This window comes from Aeromonas sp. 102P (assembly GCF_051920345.1).
GTDB classification, from domain to species: Bacteria; Pseudomonadota; Gammaproteobacteria; order Enterobacterales; family Aeromonadaceae; genus Aeromonas; species Aeromonas veronii.
This window is the reverse complement of the sequence record NZ_JBQBCZ010000001.1, coordinates 1,105,238-1,120,974: the sequence shown is the minus strand read 5'-3', so window position 1 is coordinate 1,120,974 and position 15,737 is coordinate 1,105,238. Positions and strand designations below refer to the sequence as shown.

The 15,737-nt window shown below is 62.3% G+C and carries 13 protein-coding genes and 1 pseudogene; 9 read left to right on the top strand and 5 right to left on the bottom strand.

Translation table 11 applies throughout. The features are described from left to right. The first annotated feature begins 23 nt into the window (after positions 1-23). The 8 genes and pseudogenes from menD to ACTG1K_RS05320 all read left to right on the top strand — a co-directional run bounded on the left by menD (position 24) and on the right by ACTG1K_RS05320 (position 9,968). Entirely contained in the window at positions 24-1,781 is a 1,758-nt protein-coding gene (gene menD / locus ACTG1K_RS05355) for a 2-succinyl-5-enolpyruvyl-6-hydroxy-3-cyclohexene-1-carboxylic-acid synthase (RefSeq protein WP_440004910.1), read from the top strand. Further along, positions 1,741-2,538, top strand: a complete 798-nt coding sequence (gene menH / locus ACTG1K_RS05350; protein ID WP_440004909.1) for a 2-succinyl-6-hydroxy-2,4-cyclohexadiene-1-carboxylate synthase — start codon at positions 1,741-1,743, stop codon at positions 2,536-2,538. The genes menD and menH overlap by 41 nt, the downstream gene beginning before the upstream one ends. Then, positions 2,531-2,656, top strand: coding sequence for a hypothetical protein (locus ACTG1K_RS05345; protein ID WP_265114016.1), 126 nt, complete (start codon positions 2,531-2,533; stop codon positions 2,654-2,656). Before menH ends, ACTG1K_RS05345 begins: the two co-directional genes overlap by 8 nt. Continuing rightward, a complete protein-coding gene (menB, locus tag ACTG1K_RS05340; RefSeq protein ID WP_005354934.1) occupies positions 2,649-3,509 on the top strand; it encodes a 1,4-dihydroxy-2-naphthoyl-CoA synthase in 861 nt (286 codons plus the stop codon). The genes ACTG1K_RS05345 and menB overlap by 8 nt, the downstream gene beginning before the upstream one ends. After that, a pseudogene (gene menC / locus ACTG1K_RS05335) lies at positions 3,509-4,437 on the top strand (o-succinylbenzoate synthase). Before menB ends, menC begins: the two are co-directional and overlap by 1 nt. Next, positions 4,430-5,857: an o-succinylbenzoate--CoA ligase gene (gene menE / locus ACTG1K_RS05330; RefSeq protein ID WP_274161343.1), complete on the top strand. Its 1,428-nt coding sequence runs from the start codon at positions 4,430-4,432 to the stop codon at positions 5,855-5,857. Before menC ends, menE begins: the two are co-directional and overlap by 8 nt. A 218-nt stretch (positions 5,858-6,075) precedes the next feature. Next, entirely contained in the window at positions 6,076-8,835 is a 2,760-nt protein-coding gene (locus tag ACTG1K_RS05325) for a collagenase (protein WP_440004908.1), read from the top strand. Between the two features lie 185 nt (positions 8,836-9,020). Next, positions 9,021-9,968, top strand: a complete 948-nt coding sequence (locus ACTG1K_RS05320; protein WP_440004907.1) for a SanA/YdcF family protein — start codon at positions 9,021-9,023, stop codon at positions 9,966-9,968. Between the two features lie 83 nt (positions 9,969-10,051). Here ACTG1K_RS05320 and ACTG1K_RS05315 read toward each other — a convergent pair whose 3' ends face one another. The 3 genes from ACTG1K_RS05315 to ACTG1K_RS05305 form a co-directional block, all read right to left on the bottom strand. Next, positions 10,052-10,666: a superoxide dismutase gene (locus ACTG1K_RS05315; protein ID WP_440004906.1), complete on the bottom strand. Its 615-nt coding sequence runs from the start codon at positions 10,664-10,666 to the stop codon at positions 10,052-10,054. Between the two features lie 17 nt (positions 10,667-10,683). Continuing rightward, positions 10,684-11,163: a hypothetical protein gene (locus tag ACTG1K_RS05310; protein ID WP_005354955.1), complete on the bottom strand. Its 480-nt coding sequence runs from the start codon at positions 11,161-11,163 to the stop codon at positions 10,684-10,686. Positions 11,164-11,338: 175 nt separating this feature from the next. Continuing rightward, the gene (locus tag ACTG1K_RS05305) at positions 11,339-12,355 is read right to left on the bottom strand and encodes a chemotaxis protein (RefSeq protein ID WP_005335957.1); all 1,017 of its coding nucleotides are present in this window, start codon (positions 12,353-12,355) and stop codon (positions 11,339-11,341) included. 201 nt (positions 12,356-12,556) lie between these two features. On the opposite strand from ACTG1K_RS05305, the gene ACTG1K_RS05300 reads away from it, so the two are divergent. Beyond that, the gene (locus ACTG1K_RS05300; RefSeq protein ID WP_440004905.1) at positions 12,557-13,276 is read left to right on the top strand and encodes an SDR family NAD(P)-dependent oxidoreductase; all 720 of its coding nucleotides are present in this window, start codon (positions 12,557-12,559) and stop codon (positions 13,274-13,276) included. Here the strand turns inward: ACTG1K_RS05300 and ACTG1K_RS05295 are convergent. Beyond that, positions 13,263-15,329: a tRNA(Met) cytidine acetyltransferase TmcA gene (locus tag ACTG1K_RS05295; protein ID WP_440004904.1), complete on the bottom strand. Its 2,067-nt coding sequence runs from the start codon at positions 15,327-15,329 to the stop codon at positions 13,263-13,265. The genes ACTG1K_RS05300 and ACTG1K_RS05295 overlap by 14 nt on opposite strands. Further along, positions 15,326-15,637 carry an HlyU family transcriptional regulator gene (locus tag ACTG1K_RS05290; RefSeq protein WP_179903090.1) on the bottom strand — a complete coding sequence of 104 codons (312 nt, stop codon included), beginning with the start codon at positions 15,635-15,637 and terminating at the stop codon, positions 15,326-15,328. Before ACTG1K_RS05290 ends, ACTG1K_RS05295 begins: the two co-directional genes overlap by 4 nt. Positions 15,638-15,737 lie beyond the last annotated feature (100 nt).

Genomic DNA, 15,737 nt, shown 5'->3' with positions numbered 1-15,737 from the left:
CTTTTCACGCTACGAGAGCCCCTATGCCCACCCGTAAAGAGCCTGCCAGCGAAGAGTTTGCCTGCACACCGTTTTCGAGCCAGCACGCCACCTTCAACCACGTCTGGTCCTCCCTCTTGCTGGAGGAGCTCTTTCGCCTCGGGGTACGCGACATCGCGCTGGCCCCCGGCTCCCGCTCTGCGCCGCTGACCATGGCCGCCGCGGCACATCAGGGCTTTCGTCGTCACCTGCACTTTGACGAGCGCGGTCTCGGCTTTATGGCGCTGGGGCTGGCCAAGGGGAGCAACCGGCCGGTGGCGGTGATCATGACCTCGGGCACCGCAGTGGCCAACCTCTGGCCCGCCGTGGCAGAAGCCCAGCTCACCGGCGTGCCGCTGATTATTCTATCCGCCGATCGCCCCCACGAGCTTATCGACAACGGCGCCAATCAGGCGATCGACCAGCAAGGGATCTTCGGCCGCTACCCCGTCTATCAGCAGAACCTGCCAAGCCCCACCCCGACCATTCCGGCGGCGTTTGTGCTGAGTTCGGTGGACCAAGCCTTGGCCAAGCAGGTGCTCACCCCCGGAGTGGTGCACTTCAACTGCATGTACCCCGAGCCCCTCTACCCGGGCGAGCACTATCAGGATTTCTCCGACTATCTGGCCCCCCTCGGTGACTGGCTCGGCTCGCAGAGGCCATGGAGCCCGTGGCAACAGGGCGAGGCGACCTGCCAGCCGCAACCCGAGTGGCGCGAGTGGCAGCACAAGCGCGGGGTGATTGTGGCCGGACGGATCACCGAGCCTAAGCAGGCACAGACGGTCGCCGCGCTGGCGGAGCAACTTGGCTGGCCGCTGCTGGCGGATCTGCAGAGCCAGATCCGCTTCGATAGCCGCAACCTCATCCACATGGATCTGGCGCTCAACGACCCTGAATTCGTCGCCGAGCTGGGCCGCGCCGAGGTGCTGCTGCAATTTGGCGCGCGGCTTGTCTCCAAGCGGCTTGGCCAGTTCATCAAGCACCATTCATGGCAGGATTACTGGCTGGTGGATCCGCAACCGGCGCGGCTCGATCCCGACTACCGGCTGCGCAACCGGCTGCTCTGCAGTGCCAGCGCCTTTGCTGCGGCCCATCCGGTCACCACACAAGCCCCTTGGCACACATTGGCCGAGCTGCAACACAACGCCAGCCAGCAGATCGCCGCTGCCTGTGAGCACTTCTCCGAGCTTGGGGTCTGCCATCGCCTCAACCGCCTGATCGAAGGCCAACTGTTTGTCGGCAACAGCATGCCAGCCCGACTGATGGATATGCTCGGCGAAACGGGCAAGGGGCCGAGCCGGGTGATGACCAACCGTGGCGCCTCCGGCATCGATGGTCTGATCGCCACCGCCTACGGGTTTGCCCAATCGGCCCGGCCGGGCAGTGATGAGCCCACCACCCTGCTGCTTGGGGATCTCAGCGCCCTGCACGATCTCAACAGCCTCGCCCTGCTCAGCAAGGCGAGCCGACCGCTGGTGGTGATCCTGCTCAACAACGATGGCGGCAGCATCTTTCGTATGTTGCCGGTGCCCACCGAAGGGGAGCTGCTGGAGAGCTACTACCGGCTGCCCCACGGTCTCAGCTTTGAACATGCCGCCGCCATGTTTGGCCTCGCCTATCGGGCTCCGACCACCCTGCCCGAGTTCGAGCACGATTACCGCGCCGCCCTCCAACATGGCGTTACCTTGATCGAGATCCGGGTACCGAGCGAGCAGGTAGCCGATGATCTCAAGGCGCTGGGGGCCGCCATCCGTGGCAAATAAAGATGCCAATGTACCGCTGGTGCTGCTGCACGGCCTGCTGGGGGATAGCGGCGACTGGCAACCGGTGATCGACCGGCTGCCCGCCATCCGCTGCATCGCCCTCGACCTGCCGGGTCACGGCCAGCATAGTGCTCTCACCGTCAGCGACTTTGAACAGAGCCACCAGTGGCTGGTTGCCGAGCTGGCCAGCCGCAATATTGAACGCTATCTGCTGGCGGGTTACTCGCTTGGTGGGCGACTGGCCCTCTATCACGCCAGCCGCGAGCCCGCCGGGCTGCGGGGGCTGCTGCTGGAGAACTGCAACCCGGGGCTACCAGACAATGAGCGGGCCGCCCGTATCCAGCACGATGAACAGTGGGCGCAGCGCTTTGAGCGTGAGCCCCTGGCTGACGTGCTGGCAGACTGGTACCGGCAAGGGGTGTTTGCCGATCTTGACGATGCGGCCCGGGCCCGCCAGATCGCCCACCGCCTTGGCAACGACGGCCTGGGCATCGCCACCATGCTGCGCGCCACTTCGCTCGGCAAGCAGCCGGATCTCGCCCCCTGGCTCATGGCGAGCCAGCTGCCGGTTACTTATGTGAGTGGCAAGCGGGATCACAAATTCCATCAGCTGGCTTGCCAGCTGGCGAACCAAAATCGCAGAATCAACCACTTGGTGCTGGATGGCGGCCATAATCTGCACGCCCATCAGCCTGATAACTTCGCCCGACTCCTCGCGGAGTGGGTCAACCAACAAGAAGAGACGAGTCATGATTGAAGCAATGACGGAAGCTGAACTGTATGCACCTGTTCAACATGCCGGGATTGCTCAACTCAGAGTTCAACTCGGTGCTCAACTGCACTCTCCCAGATCAGAAGGAAAAAACCATGATTGAAGCAATGACGGAAGCGGAACTGTACGCTCCGGTTGAGTGGCAGGATTGCTCCGCCGGTTACGAGGACATCCTCTATCACAAGTCCAACGATGGCATTGCCAAGATCACCATCAACCGTCCCCAGGTGCGCAACGCCTTCCGCCCCCGCACCGTCAAAGAGATGCTGCAGGCGCTGGCCGATGCCCGTTATGACGATCAGATCGGCACCATCATCCTGACCGGTTTTGGCGAGAAAGCCTTCTGCGCCGGCGGCGACCAGAAGATCCGTGGCGACTACGGTGGATACCGGGATGACGAGGGGACTCACCACCTCAATGTGCTCGACTTCCAGCGCGACATCCGCACCTGCCCGAAACCTGTGGTTGCCATGGTGGCCGGTTACGCAGTCGGTGGCGGCCACGTGCTGCACATGATGTGTGACCTGACCATCGCCGCCGACAACGCCCAGTTTGGCCAGACCGGCCCGAAAGTCGGCTCCTTCGATGGCGGTTGGGGTGCTTCCTACATGGCTCGTATCGTCGGCCAGAAGAAGGCCCGCGAAATCTGGTTCCTCTGCCGCATGTACGATGCCCAGCAAGCCCTCGACATGGGTCTGGTCAACACTGTTGTGCCGCTGGCGGAACTGGAGCGCGAAACCGTGCGCTGGTGCCGTGAAATGCTGCAAAACAGCCCGATGGCGCTGCGTTGCCTGAAAGCCGCCCTCAACGCTGACTGTGATGGTCAGGCGGGCTTGCAGGAGCTGGCGGGCAATGCCACCATGCTGTTCTACATGACCGAAGAGGGTCAGGAAGGCCGCAACGCCTTCAACGAAAAGCGTCGCCCCGACTTCTCCAAATACAAGCGGAACCCCTGATGACACTAGCCCTGTATCGCTATCAACTGCCTTTTACCCAGCCCCTGACCTTTCACGGCAAGGTGGAGGTGGCGCGAGAGGGGCTGTTGGTGCGCATCAACGACGGCTGGGGGGAAATCGCCCCCCTGCCCGGCTTCTCGAAAGAGAGCCTGCAACAGGCAGAGGCAGAAGCCCTTGCCACGCTGGCAGCCCTGGCCGCTGGCGACACCCCGAACCCCGTGCTGCCGTCGGTGCAATTTGGCCTCGACTGCGCGCGCCGGACATGGCCCGAGCAGCGCAACCCGCTGCCGGAGCCCTATCCCCTCATTCAAGGCTCCCCCAGGAGCTGCTGCGCAACTGGAAAGAGTGGCTGCACCGCACGCCCGGCAAGGCCAAGCTGAAGGTGGCACGCTACCCGATGCGTGACGAGCTGGCGCTGATCCGCCTGCTGTGCGACCGCCTTCCCTCCATCAAGCTGGTGCTGGATGCAAACCAAGGCTGGACTCGCGAGGAGGCCTGGACCTTCTGCGGCCACCTCGACCCGAATCGCATCGAGTATCTGGAAGACCCCTGCGCCGACTTTGCCGACATCGCCTTTGTCGCCAACCGCACCGGCATGCCGGTGGCGCTGGACGAACTGCTGGCACAAGGCAAGCCGTGGGAGCCGATCCCGCAACTGCGCGCGCTGGTGCTCAAGCCTACCCTGCTCGGTTCACTCGCCAACTGCGAAGCGCTGATCGCCCGCGCCCGCGAACTGCGGCTCAAGGTGATCATCTCCTCCTGCTTCGAATCGGATCTGGGCCTGAACCAGCTGTTTCATCTGGCTGGCGAATGGGCTCCCGAACAGGCGCCGGGTCTGGATACCCGCCGCTGGATGGCAGGCAACCTGCTGGGGAAAGATGGCAAACCGGATCTGAGTCGACTGGAGCAACTGTATTACCGTGATTGACCCCTCCCGTTCACCCGAACAGACACCTTGCCCGGTACGCCACCGGGCAATCTCAGCCCCGAACCGCATTGCCATCCACACCGCCTCGCCTCTCAGTTACCGCAAACTCGATGCCCGCCTCAACAGCCTGTGCCAACAGCTGGAAAAAGCCGGAGTGCGTCGTGGCGATCATCTGACAGCAGTGGTGCGCGGTGCGCTGGAAGATGTGCTGCTGGCGTGGGCCTGCGTGCGCAGCGGCGTGGTGTTCTGCCCGCTCAATCCCGCCTTTCCTCTCGAAAAGCAGCGTGAGCTGGCGGTGCAACTCGATGCCGATGCCTTCTGGTCGGCAGGGGAGATCCCGGCAGGCAACTGGCAGCCCTTGCAGCTCGACTTCACACGCGAACTGCCGGCAAGAGAGGAAGCGTGGCCGCTGGAATCGACCCAACTCAACAATATGATCCTCACCTCCGGCTCCAGCGGTACGCCGAAAGCTGTGGTGCACCGGCTCTGCAACCACCTTGCCTCGGCGCGCGGCTCTGCCACCCTCATTCCCCTCGATGATGCCTGCGGCTGGCTGCTCTCCCTGCCGCTGTTCCATGTCGGCGGCTACGCCATCCTGTTTCGGGTCTTTCTGGCGGGCGCCACGCTGGTGCTGGACGATCGCAGTCAGCCGCTCAAGGCGCGGCTTGAACAGCAACCCATTACCCATCTCTCGCTGGTGCCGACCCAGCTCTGGCGCCTGCTGGCAGAGGGTTTTGATCCCGCCCGTACCCGCCTGCGCGAATTGCTGCTCGGTGGCGCCGCCATCCCGCAGCCGCTGGTAAGTCGCCTCTGCGCCATGGGGCTCGAACCCAAGGTGAGTTATGGTCTCTCCGAGATGGGCAGTCAGGTCTGCACCGCTATCCCCGGCGATGCTGGCGTAGTTGGCAAACCGCTACCGGGACGGGAGGTGTGCATCCGGGAGCAGGAGATCTGCGTGCGCGGCACCACCCTATTCGCCGGTTACTACCGAGATGGCGAGCTGGAACGACCCCTCGATGACGAGGGCTGGTTTCATACCCGCGACAAGGGAAGGTTCACTACGGCAGGGGAACTGCTGGTAGAGGGACGGCTCGATAACCTCTTTATCTCGGGTGGCGAAAACATCCAGCCCGAAACCATCGAGCAGCGACTGGTAGATCATCCCTCTGTCGCCCAGGCGCTGGTGGTGCCGGTACCGAGCGACGAGTGGGGGCAACGCCCCGCCGCCTTTATCGACTGGCACGGCGAGCCGGTTCCCGACTCCGAACTGGCAGCCTGGATCCGTAGCGCCCTGCCCGGCTTTATGGTGCCCGACCACTGGCTCCCCTGGCCCGACCTTGGCGGCAATCTCAAACCCTCCCGCCAACTGCTGGGCAAGGTAGCCCGACAACAAACCACTCGGGCACGACAAGCTGAATGAGATCGGACTCACAATTTACCGATCTTCTTTGAAAACAAAAAAGAAACATGTGAGTCCTTACTGCGGCACCAACCCACGATAATTCGATCAGACTCAAAAAGTCACCATCTTATTGATTTATCTGATTTTTAATTGGCAATTGATATCCCTTTGGAACTGTTTAAATTGCCTTGCGATTACTCGCAAGACAATACACAAACAAGAACAAAGGGATAAAAATGAACCGTTCAGGTACCGGGTGGCTGCTGCTGGCAGGCCCCCTGCTTTTGGCTACATCCTCGGCGCAAGCCAACTACTCCCCCAATGACTGGCGACAGTATCAGCTGACTGGCGAATCGAGCCGGCAACTGGCCGCTCGCATCACCGAGATCACTTACGAGCTCAAGGCGCGCAGCAGCAACGCCCCCTATCAGCAGCTCAGGGTCTACCGTCGCTTCGACTGGCAGAGCAGCGATCTCGCTGCACTGGCCGAACAGCAGTGTGGCGAGCCGCAGCTCAAGGTAGATGCGGGCTGGCAGATCCGCTTCGTGCGCTGTGAAGATCGGATTCCGGCGGGCAAGCTCATTCCCGCCAGCAGTTATGACTTTGGTTATGGCCTCAAGCAGGGTCGCTGGGAGCAGCTGGCGGGCACGCCGACCGCCCAGCGGCAGGATCGTCTGCCACTGCCACAAGCCATCATCCTGGGTCAGAGCGAAAGGGAGCTGGATCGCTGCGAACTCAACGCACAAGGCCGCTGCGCAGAGTCGGAGTGGCACTATCAGCCGCAGGATTGGCAGCAGTTGCAGGTACTTGAAGAGACCCCGAGTGAGCGGGATGGCCGGTTGGAGCAGATCTTCTTCCGCCTGCAGCCGGTGGCAGGCAGTCAGGCTGCCGCTCAGGTCAGCGAGATCCATGTCTGGCGCCGCTATCAGTGGCAGCTGGATCAGCTCACGCCTCAGCAGGAGTGTGATGAGCCGCAGGAGCGCAAGGAGGGGAGCAACACCATCCGCTATCGCATCTGCCGTCAGGTGATCCCCGCTGGCAGCGAGGTTCAGGTGACGCTGCAGGATAACGGCTACCAATACCCGGTCGCTGGCGGCGAGTGGCAACCCCTGCCAGAGAGCAAAGAGTGGCAGGAGAGCCGGGTGCTCAATCGCCCCATCGTGCTGGCCAGCAAGGAGGAGCAGCTGGAGTGCCGCCGCGCCAACGGTCGTCTCTGCTCCGAGCCCGAGCAGCCCGATGTGGATCTGCTCGACAGCGATGCCGCCAAACTGGTAGCCGACGTGAGCGGCCAGAACAGTCCTGCCTGGCAGGCGGATTACGGCCACGATGACGCCAAGCTGATGGCGGTGGTGCGCGGCATGCGTGCTCTGCTGGCGGCCAACCAGCCAACCCATCCGGCAATGGACAAGCTGCTCTACTATGTGCGCGCCCACAACTACCACGGCGGCGTTGGTAAAGAGAGTGATCAGGCCGCCCGGGCACTGGCCGGGGTGATGATTGATCTGCTCAACCACCCATTGCTGCTGGGAGCTGAACCACAGGATCAGGCTGGCACAGTGCTGGAAGCCTGGAGCGTGGCGGCGCAGGGACAACTTGGGCAAGCCGCCTTCCGCCAGAGTGCCGCCCCCATGCTGGCCCAGCTCAACCAGGCGCTCGGCTATGCGGTGCAACATGCGGCGCAGATCAATGGCCACAAACCCTGGGCCGATGGCCTGTTCGAGCTGCTCAATCTGGTCGATCAGAGCGCCTCTTACGGTCAGCAGGCCGACTTCAGCGCAGCTGTGCTGCAACAGGAAGCGGCATTGCGCCAGAGCCTGCTGCAACTGGGCCTGAGCGAGCTGGCCCTCTGGAAACAGCGCGATGGCTCACGGGATCTGTTTATCTTCAACAACATCCTCGATGCCCACAGCCGCCTCTACCAGATGATGCGCTACCTCCATCACACCAGTCCGGATAAGGCGATTGCCTATCGCCAACAGCTGGATCGCGATGTCATCGCCATCATGCGCCAGCAGGGGCTGATCCCGGGTGGCCAGCATCCGGCAGCCATGCTGGAAGAGGTCTCCCTGACCCTCTCCAGCTACTACCTCACCTACACGGATCGCACCAGCGAAGCCTGTATCAGCGGCGAGTTCGCCGGGCTTTGTACTCCGATCCGCATGGAAGATATTCTGCCGTTCGAGCACACCTGCTCGCCCACTCTGCGTCTGCGCGCCCAGGATCTGACTCAGGCTCAGGCCGAAGGGATCTGCCGCGAGCTGGGTGATGAAGAGCAGCGCTTCCACCAGCAGATGGAGACAGGCTGGCAACCGGTGGCCGATGATCACAACGAGGCGCTGGAGCTGGTGATCTTCAACTCCTCCGCCGACTGGGGCCGCTACGGCAGCGCGCTGTTTGGCGTCTCCACCGACAATGGCGGCATCTATATCGAGGGGGATCCGGCTCGCCCCGGCAATCAGGCCCGCTTCTTCGCCTATGAGGCAGAGTGGAAACGCCCCGCCTTCCAGGTGTGGAACCTGCGCCACGAGTACGTTCACTATCTGGATGGCCGCTTCAACCAGTACGGCAGCTTCGGCCACTATCCGCTCAACCGCACTACCTGGTGGGCCGAGGGAATTGCAGAGTACATCGCCCACGGCCAGTGCTTTGCCCGGGGTCTGGATAACGTGGCAAACCGCCCCGCCAACCAGCGCCCGACACTGGCGGCGATCCTCCACCTTGACTACGACCAGGGTGGCGAGATGGTCTACTCCTGGTCCTATACCGTGCACCGCTTTCTCAACGATACCGGTCGCGGCGCCAGCTGGCTGGCGCTGGCACAGGCGCTGCGCAATCCGGATCGGCAGCAGGCGATGAGCGACTTCGAAGGGGAGCTGGACCGGCTGATCGCCAACGATAGCGACGCCTATCAGGCATGGCTCGCCCGGGATCTGCTGCCCTGGTGGCAAGCCAACAAGGAGTCAGACGCCTGCAAGGGTAACGACTCCGCCCACTGATAAACCTTCGCCGACCAGAGGGGCTGCCACCGCAGCCCCTCTCTTTTTCCCCCGCACTCCCTCTTCTGCTGCGACAACCTCTGCCCGAATGAGGAGCCCGCCCGTTATCAAGCCTGACGCCAGCGGCCGAGTTGTAATAGAATGCCGATAGCCACTCCCAACTTCAGACCCTGACCGCACCGCGCATGAAGAAGTTTGCCAAGATCCTCCTCGCCTGCCTCGTTTTGCTGCTGGCCCTAATTGCCATGCTGCTGGGCTACAGCGAATGGATCGTCTCGGATGCCCGTCACTACACCTACGATCAGGTGGACAAGGTGCCCTACAACCGGGTTGCGGTGGTGCTGGGGACCTCCAAATATCTCTCCGGTGGCGGCCCCAACCACTACTTCAAATACCGCATCAAGGCGGCGGCCGAGCTCTACAACAATGCCAAGGTGGACTTCATCATCGTCTCCGGTGACAACGCCACCGTGCAGTACAACGAGCCACGCCAGATGCGCCGCGCCCTGATCAAGGCGGGCATCCCCGCCTCCGCCATCTATATGGATTTCGCCGGATTCCGCACCCTCGACTCAGTGGTTCGCGCCAAAGAGGTGTTCGGCCAGGAGCGCTTTACCGTGGTATCCCAGGGCTTTCATAACGAGCGGGCCATTTTCATCGCCCGCCATTTCGGTATCGATGCGGTCGGCTTCAATGCCGAGGATCCCAGCGCCTATCAGGGGATCCGCACCCGGGTGCGGGAAGTCTTTGCCCGCCTGATGGGGCTGCTCGACCTCTATGTGCTGGACAAGGGGCCCAAGTTCCTCGGCGCTCCTGTGCCCATCGGTCTGCCTGTGCCTTGCCAATCACTAAGTACCATCGGCAGTCTGCAACCCTGCCTCAAACAGCCCAAACCGGCGGTGGATGAGGTCAAGCCAGCGGCAGTCTCTGCCGCGGTTGCCACCGAGTCGGCAACTTCATCTGCCTCGGCCACGACTGAACAAGTCACGCTAGCTTTATCCGCAGCGGCCACGACTGAGCCGGTCACTCCCGCCAAATCCGCGGCAGAAACCGCCGCCGAGACGCCCAGCGCGGCCTTGCCCACATTGCCGGTGGCCCCTTCAGCCGCCAGCACTAGTACAGCCGCACCATAAACAGACGACCCGCCAACTGGCAGGTCTTGTTATTACAGCGCAGGTTGTGGCGGCGATTCTGCACACCCATACCCGGCGACAGGTCAGCCTCGCGCCGCCTGATAGCGGCGGGCCGCTTCGGCCCAATCCACAACCTGATAGAAGGCTGCGATATAGTCAGGACGCTTGTTCTGGTACTTGAGATAGTAGGCGTGCTCCCACACATCCAGCCCCAGGATCGGGGTATGGCCATGCATCAGGGGACTATCCTGATTGGCACTGCTCTCCACCTGCAATCTGCCTGCCTTGTCCACCACCAGCCAGGCCCAGCCACTGCCAAAACGACTCAAAGCCGCCTGAGTGAAAGCCTGTTTGAAGGCATCGAATCCCCCCAATTCCCGCTCGATAGCCAGAGCCAGTTCACCGCCCGGCTCACCGCCCCCCTGCGGGCTCATCACCAGCCAGAACAGGGAGTGGTTGGCATGGCCGCCGCCATGGTTGCGTACCGCCCCCTGCAAGGTGGCAGGCAGGGTATCGAAGCGGCGCAGCAGCTCCTCTACCGGCAGTGCGGCCAGCTCGGGCGCTCCTTCCAGTGCGGCGTTGAGGTTGTTGATATAGGTCTGGTGATGACGGCTATGGTGGATCTCCATGGTCAGGGCATCGATATGGGGTTCCAGTGCGTCGTAGGCATAATTCAGGGCTGGCAGGGTATGGCTCATGATGACCTCTGTTCGGATTAATGAAGCCGGGATGAGGGCTCGCTCTGACACAGGCAGTGACCGAGCGAACGCATGATCCCGGCGTGGCTGCCGTGGCGCTGTACGAACGTCAGCAACTCGGCACGGGTTGTGCGGGTATGGCGCAACGCGGCTTCTCGCAGGCGAGAGGAGCAAGCGGGGGAATGACAGGTCGCCAGCAGGCAGTCGTGCACATAGCAGAGCAGGTCGGCGGCGCGATCGGGCAGAGTCATGGCCACCAGCAGATCCGCCAGATTGTGGTGAGCCACCACCAGCGCAGCCACCGCCTCATCGGCGTCATGCCACTGCACCAATTGCTGACGAGCCAGCCAGAGCGCCTGCTGATAATGAGCCAGCGCCTGATGATACTCGCCGCAATCAAACAGCCGGTTACCCTCTCGGGTCTGCTGTTTCCAGTGACTCATGCTGCTGCCACCTTCGGTCGACTCGACCCACCCCTTCACCCAGGTTGCTGTCATATGCTTCACACCAACAAATGATAATAATTATCATTACATAAATCATATCCGGGAGACAAGGGGCGTCGGGATCGCAGCAAACCGCCAAAACAGCGCGGCCACTTCTTGGCAAGGAGTGGCCGCTTGAGGCAACCGGTCAGTGAATTCGACCGGCCAATTGGAAGTTAATGGCAGGTCAGATGTTGTTGGCGGGCGAGGGCGGGGCAATTCCAAGCAGCATGTGATCCATCATCCCCACCATGCGCCCTATCTCGGGCTTGGTGATGGTATCGTTGGCCCCCAGTTGTAGCGCTTTCTGGCGGTTGTCATCGCTCATCAGGGAGGAGAACATCACGATGGGCATCTCCTTGTAGGAGGGGGTATCCCGCAGTCGCTTGAGCAGGTGCATGCCATCCATGCGCGGCATCTCCACATCGGTGATCACCGCGTTGACAAAGCCGGTCACCGGCATTCTCTCCTCCTGGGCCAGACGATCGAAATCCGTCATCATCTCAAGCCCCTCTCCCCCGTCCTTGGCCGTGATCACGTTGTAGCCAGCGGTGCGCAGGGTGGTCTCGATCATCTTGCGGATAAAGGCCGAGTCGTCCACCACCAGAATGGTTTTGCCCTGGCGCAGCGCCATCATGCGATCGTCGATGAGCACCTTGCGGTCCTGGGTGACGTCGTACTTCTCCATGCTGAGCTCGGGGTTGATATCGGCGATGATCTTCTCGAAGTCGAGGATCATGATGAGGTTGCCATCGCGCCTGACCACGGCCACCACGCAGTCGTTCTCCCCCGCCTCCAGAAACTGGCTGGGTGACTCCACATCCTCCCAGGAGACCCGGTGGATCCTGCTGACGCTATCGATCAGAAAACCGTTGGCCATCTTGTTGAAGTCGGTGACGATCACCACCTTGTGGCTGGGGTCAGGGTTGGTCTTGATGCCGAGCCAGCCCGCCAGATCCACCAGCGGGATGAGGCGATCCCGCAGGGAGAAGACCCCCACCATATGGCGCTGGGCATTGGGGTAATCTGTGGTCTCAGGCACCCGGATCACCTCGCGTACCTTGGCGACGTTGATCCCGTAATAAGCGGTTTTTTCACGACCGTCCGGTAGCTGCTTCTTAAGGTGAAACTCGATGATCTCAAGCTCGTTGGTGCCACTTTCGGTCAGGATAGATTTACGCTCTTCCCCATCTTTGGACATCATGGTGACTCTCATTCTGGTTGCGCGGGCAGCAGACCGCTGCGGTTTTCCCTCAGTATAGGAATGGAATTCACCCAACGGCTCGGATCTCGGCAAGATTGCAGCGTTAACCGCTTGATCCCGCAGGCTGGCGGGATCGTATCTGCCAATCAGGACAACATTGGCGGATGATGAAATCCATCATGTACTCACAAGGAGCCTGAGATGAGTGAAGGCATAGTCGTGATTGGCGCTTCTGGCGGTATCGGGGCGGCTCTGGTGACACACTGGTTGGCGGCGGGTGTCGGGCCAGTGATTGCCATCAGCCGTCAGCCCGCACCAGCAGGCGCCTCTTCGCCAGCCCTGCACTGGCTATGTTGCGATTACAGCGATGAGCAAATGACAGAAGTGGTGGCCCGCATCGCGGAGTTGGCACCGATACCGCACAGGGTGGTGATCTGCAACGGCATCCTGCATCAGGGGGAGATCCAGCCAGAGAAGCGGCTCGAAGCAATCAATCTGGATGCCATGACCCGTCTCTACCAGACCAACGCCCTGCTGCCGCTGCGCTGGATCAGCCAGCTGTTACCGCTGTTTGGCCGCGAGCCTTGCACTCTGGCCGTTCTCAGCGCCCGGGTCGGCAGCATTGGCGACAACCGAGCGGGCGGCTGGTATGGCTATCGCGCATCCAAGGCCGCCCTCAACATGCTGCTCAAGTGTGCCGCCATCGAGCTGGCCCGGCGGGCCCCCGGCGTCAAATTGCTGGCCTTCCATCCCGGCACAGTGGATACCCAACTCTCTCGCCCGTTTCACGCCAATGTACCGCCAGGAAATGTGCAGAGTCCCGAGCTGGTAGCCGACCATCTGATTAACCTGATGAACCGGCTGCAACCGGATGGCGAGCTGAGCTTTCTCGACTGGCAGGGCAAACCTATCGAGTGGTAGGGGAGATCAGGAGACGCGCCAGCAGCACCCGCAAACTCTTGATCACGGCGGGCTTGCCCGCCAGTTGCACCCTCACAGCCAGTCTTCCCCAGTCGGCATATTGCCAGATGGCTGCGATCAGCAGATAACGCTCATCCGGGGTGATCTCGGCCAACCGGACCAGATTGCCCGCCAGCCACAACTGCAAGCTCGACTGGCTCAGTTCGAACGGCTTGTGATGCAGGGCAAAGCACTCAACCTCATCGCGCTCGAACTCGCCAAGCTCCGCTGCGGTGATGGTACTGCCTTGCAGGCATTGCCATACCAACTCGGGATCCAACGCGCTCAACTCACCCGCCAGCAGGGTCGGCAACTGGCGAATGAAACGCTGCTGCCACTGATCCAGCTCGGGCTCATGTTCGGGTTTCAGCGCCTTTAGCAGCAGGGCTGCGTGGCAGCCGCTGGCGGCATCCCGCTGCAGGCCGATGCGCAGCACCTCCAGCCCGGCCTTGCGCCAGAAAGGGAGCAGGTCGGCGCTAGCCGAAAAGGCAGAACCGAGGTAATCGATCCCCGCCTGACGATAATGTTCTTCAAGTCTGCCAAGCAGTAGCGACCCCAACCTGTGGCGGTGCAGCTCGGGATGGATGGCGATGCGCATCACCCGGGCGTAGCTGCGCGCCCCCGCGGTTTTGAAACCGGCGTGGGCCAGCAGCGACTGGGGCAGCAGATGGCCGCGCGGACGGCGACGCCCGGCCCAGATCGCCTCGGCCAGCTCGGGCTCTATCTCCCCTTCCCGCGCAACCAAGGCCACACCCAGCAGGCTCGCATCCTGCTCCAGCAGATGGATGTCGAGATCCGGGCTCTCCAGCAGGGACCTGAGATCGCTCGGCGTGGTCTGGTAGTGAGCCAGTACCAGCAAGCCGAACAGCTGGTTGAGCAACGTCTCATCGCTCGCCAGCGCCTCTTGACTGACCAGACGCCAGCTCGGGCTGGTCGGCGACATAGGCGCCGCCACTTCTGCATCAAGCCCCAGCAGGCGGAAAATCAGCGGCTCCAGCGGATCACGCTCACTCCAGCGAATGGGCTCAGAGAGGCGGATCTCCTGCCACTCCGGGGTCTGGCTATCGAGCACCCGCTTGAAGCGCAGGTGAAAACCGCGCCCTGTTCCTTCGTAACCGTGCTCGGTGGTGGCAAACACGATGCGGCTGTGGCGGGCCAGCATAGCCTCAAGCAGCGGGGTCGGAATGGCAGCCGCTTCATCCACCAGCAGCAGATCGGGATTCATCGCCTCGTGCACCAGCCGATCCGGCGAGCAGTAGCTCAGTCCGGTCAGCTGTTCAGGCGTGGTATCTAGCCCGCGAGCTGCGTGGGCAAACAGGGTCGCTACCGTTGCCTGCGAGGGGGCCGTCACCACTATGTTCAGCGCGGGTTGCTGGCGCAGCAGCTCGGCGGCAGCCAGCCCCAGCAGCGCACTCTTGCCACGACCGCGGTCGGCACTTAGCACCAGCGGCCGACGACGATGGCCGTGCAACACCTTGTGTATAGCGGGCAGTGCCCGTGTCTGATCGCTGCTCAGCCTGCGCTCCGGCCCAATCGGTTGCCACGGCTGCGAACAAACCGGCGGCTCCAGAGAGAGGGCAGGATCACCTTCCAGCAACCGCACCAGTCGGGCGATAAAGCCGTGACCGGCCCGACCCGCCTCTTCCGGCTGGGCCACCAGCCGGATCCGGTCGGGATCCGGCCATGCGGGCCACTGCGCTCTGGGCGGCGTCAGCAGCAACAGCAAGCCACCGGCGCATAGAGTGCCCGCCAGCGCCCCGAAGGCGTCGGGATGAAAGCCGCTGAAAGCGTTGAACACCAGCGTGTCGCACTCCTGACCGAGCCGCTGTAGCGCCTTGGCGGCGGGTTGCGGGGCATAACTCTCGGGCCCGGCCCCCAGCCAGAAGACGGTCTCGCCGAGCAGGGATTGGGCGCGGGCAATGCACTCGGCCTCCTCCCCCTCCAGCCAGATCAGGCGCCGCTCACCGGCGCGGGCCAGCGCCTCGCGCAGCAGAGTGACCTCTTGCAGTGTCATGAAGCTTGGCTGTCAGCCGGTTTGCGGGGCTCGAACATGCGATCTCCCATCTGATCGATAAAGGTGTGGGCCTTCTGCACCATGAAACGCTCGGCATCGGCCGGATTGGCAAACAGATCGGAGCGGATAAAGCGGTGAGTCTGCAGCACCCCATCCAGCTCTTTGGTGATGCGGCCAGCCAACCGATACTGGCCACCTTCGGCCATGGGTTCCGGATAGATGAGATAGCCGGCATATTCGGTGGGAGTGACTTCCCGCGCCTTGGTCGGCTCGCCCCCGAACAGGGCGCTGAACAGTTTCTTGAGCATGGTGATCTCCTCTGGTTGCCAGCATTGTCCCCAAGGGGTTGCACAGTGGCAAGCAGGGGATCTTATTACCAATGGTTATTTGCACTACGAACCATTCTCA

Coding starts and splice junctions, on each gene's coding strand:
- menD (WP_440004910.1), top strand. CDS start 24: ATGCCCACCCGTAAAGAGCCTGCCAGCGAAGAGTTTGCCTGCACACCG.
- menH (WP_440004909.1), top strand. CDS start 1,741: ATGATCTCAAGGCGCTGGGGGCCGCCATCCGTGGCAAATAAAGATGCC.
- ACTG1K_RS05345 (WP_265114016.1), top strand. CDS start 2,531: ATGATTGAAGCAATGACGGAAGCTGAACTGTATGCACCTGTTCAACAT.
- menB (WP_005354934.1), top strand. CDS start 2,649: ATGATTGAAGCAATGACGGAAGCGGAACTGTACGCTCCGGTTGAGTGG.
- ACTG1K_RS05325 (WP_440004908.1), top strand. CDS start 6,076: ATGAACCGTTCAGGTACCGGGTGGCTGCTGCTGGCAGGCCCCCTGCTT.
- ACTG1K_RS05320 (WP_440004907.1), top strand. CDS start 9,021: ATGAAGAAGTTTGCCAAGATCCTCCTCGCCTGCCTCGTTTTGCTGCTG.
- ACTG1K_RS05315 (WP_440004906.1), bottom strand. CDS start 10,666: ATGAGCCATACCCTGCCAGCCCTGAATTATGCCTACGACGCACTGGAA.
- ACTG1K_RS05310 (WP_005354955.1), bottom strand. CDS start 11,163: ATGACAGCAACCTGGGTGAAGGGGTGGGTCGAGTCGACCGAAGGTGGC.
- ACTG1K_RS05305 (WP_005335957.1), bottom strand. CDS start 12,355: ATGATGTCCAAAGATGGGGAAGAGCGTAAATCTATCCTGACCGAAAGT.
- ACTG1K_RS05300 (WP_440004905.1), top strand. CDS start 12,557: ATGAGTGAAGGCATAGTCGTGATTGGCGCTTCTGGCGGTATCGGGGCG.
- ACTG1K_RS05295 (WP_440004904.1), bottom strand. CDS start 15,329: ATGACACTGCAAGAGGTCACTCTGCTGCGCGAGGCGCTGGCCCGCGCC.
- ACTG1K_RS05290 (WP_179903090.1), bottom strand. CDS start 15,637: ATGCTCAAGAAACTGTTCAGCGCCCTGTTCGGGGGCGAGCCGACCAAG.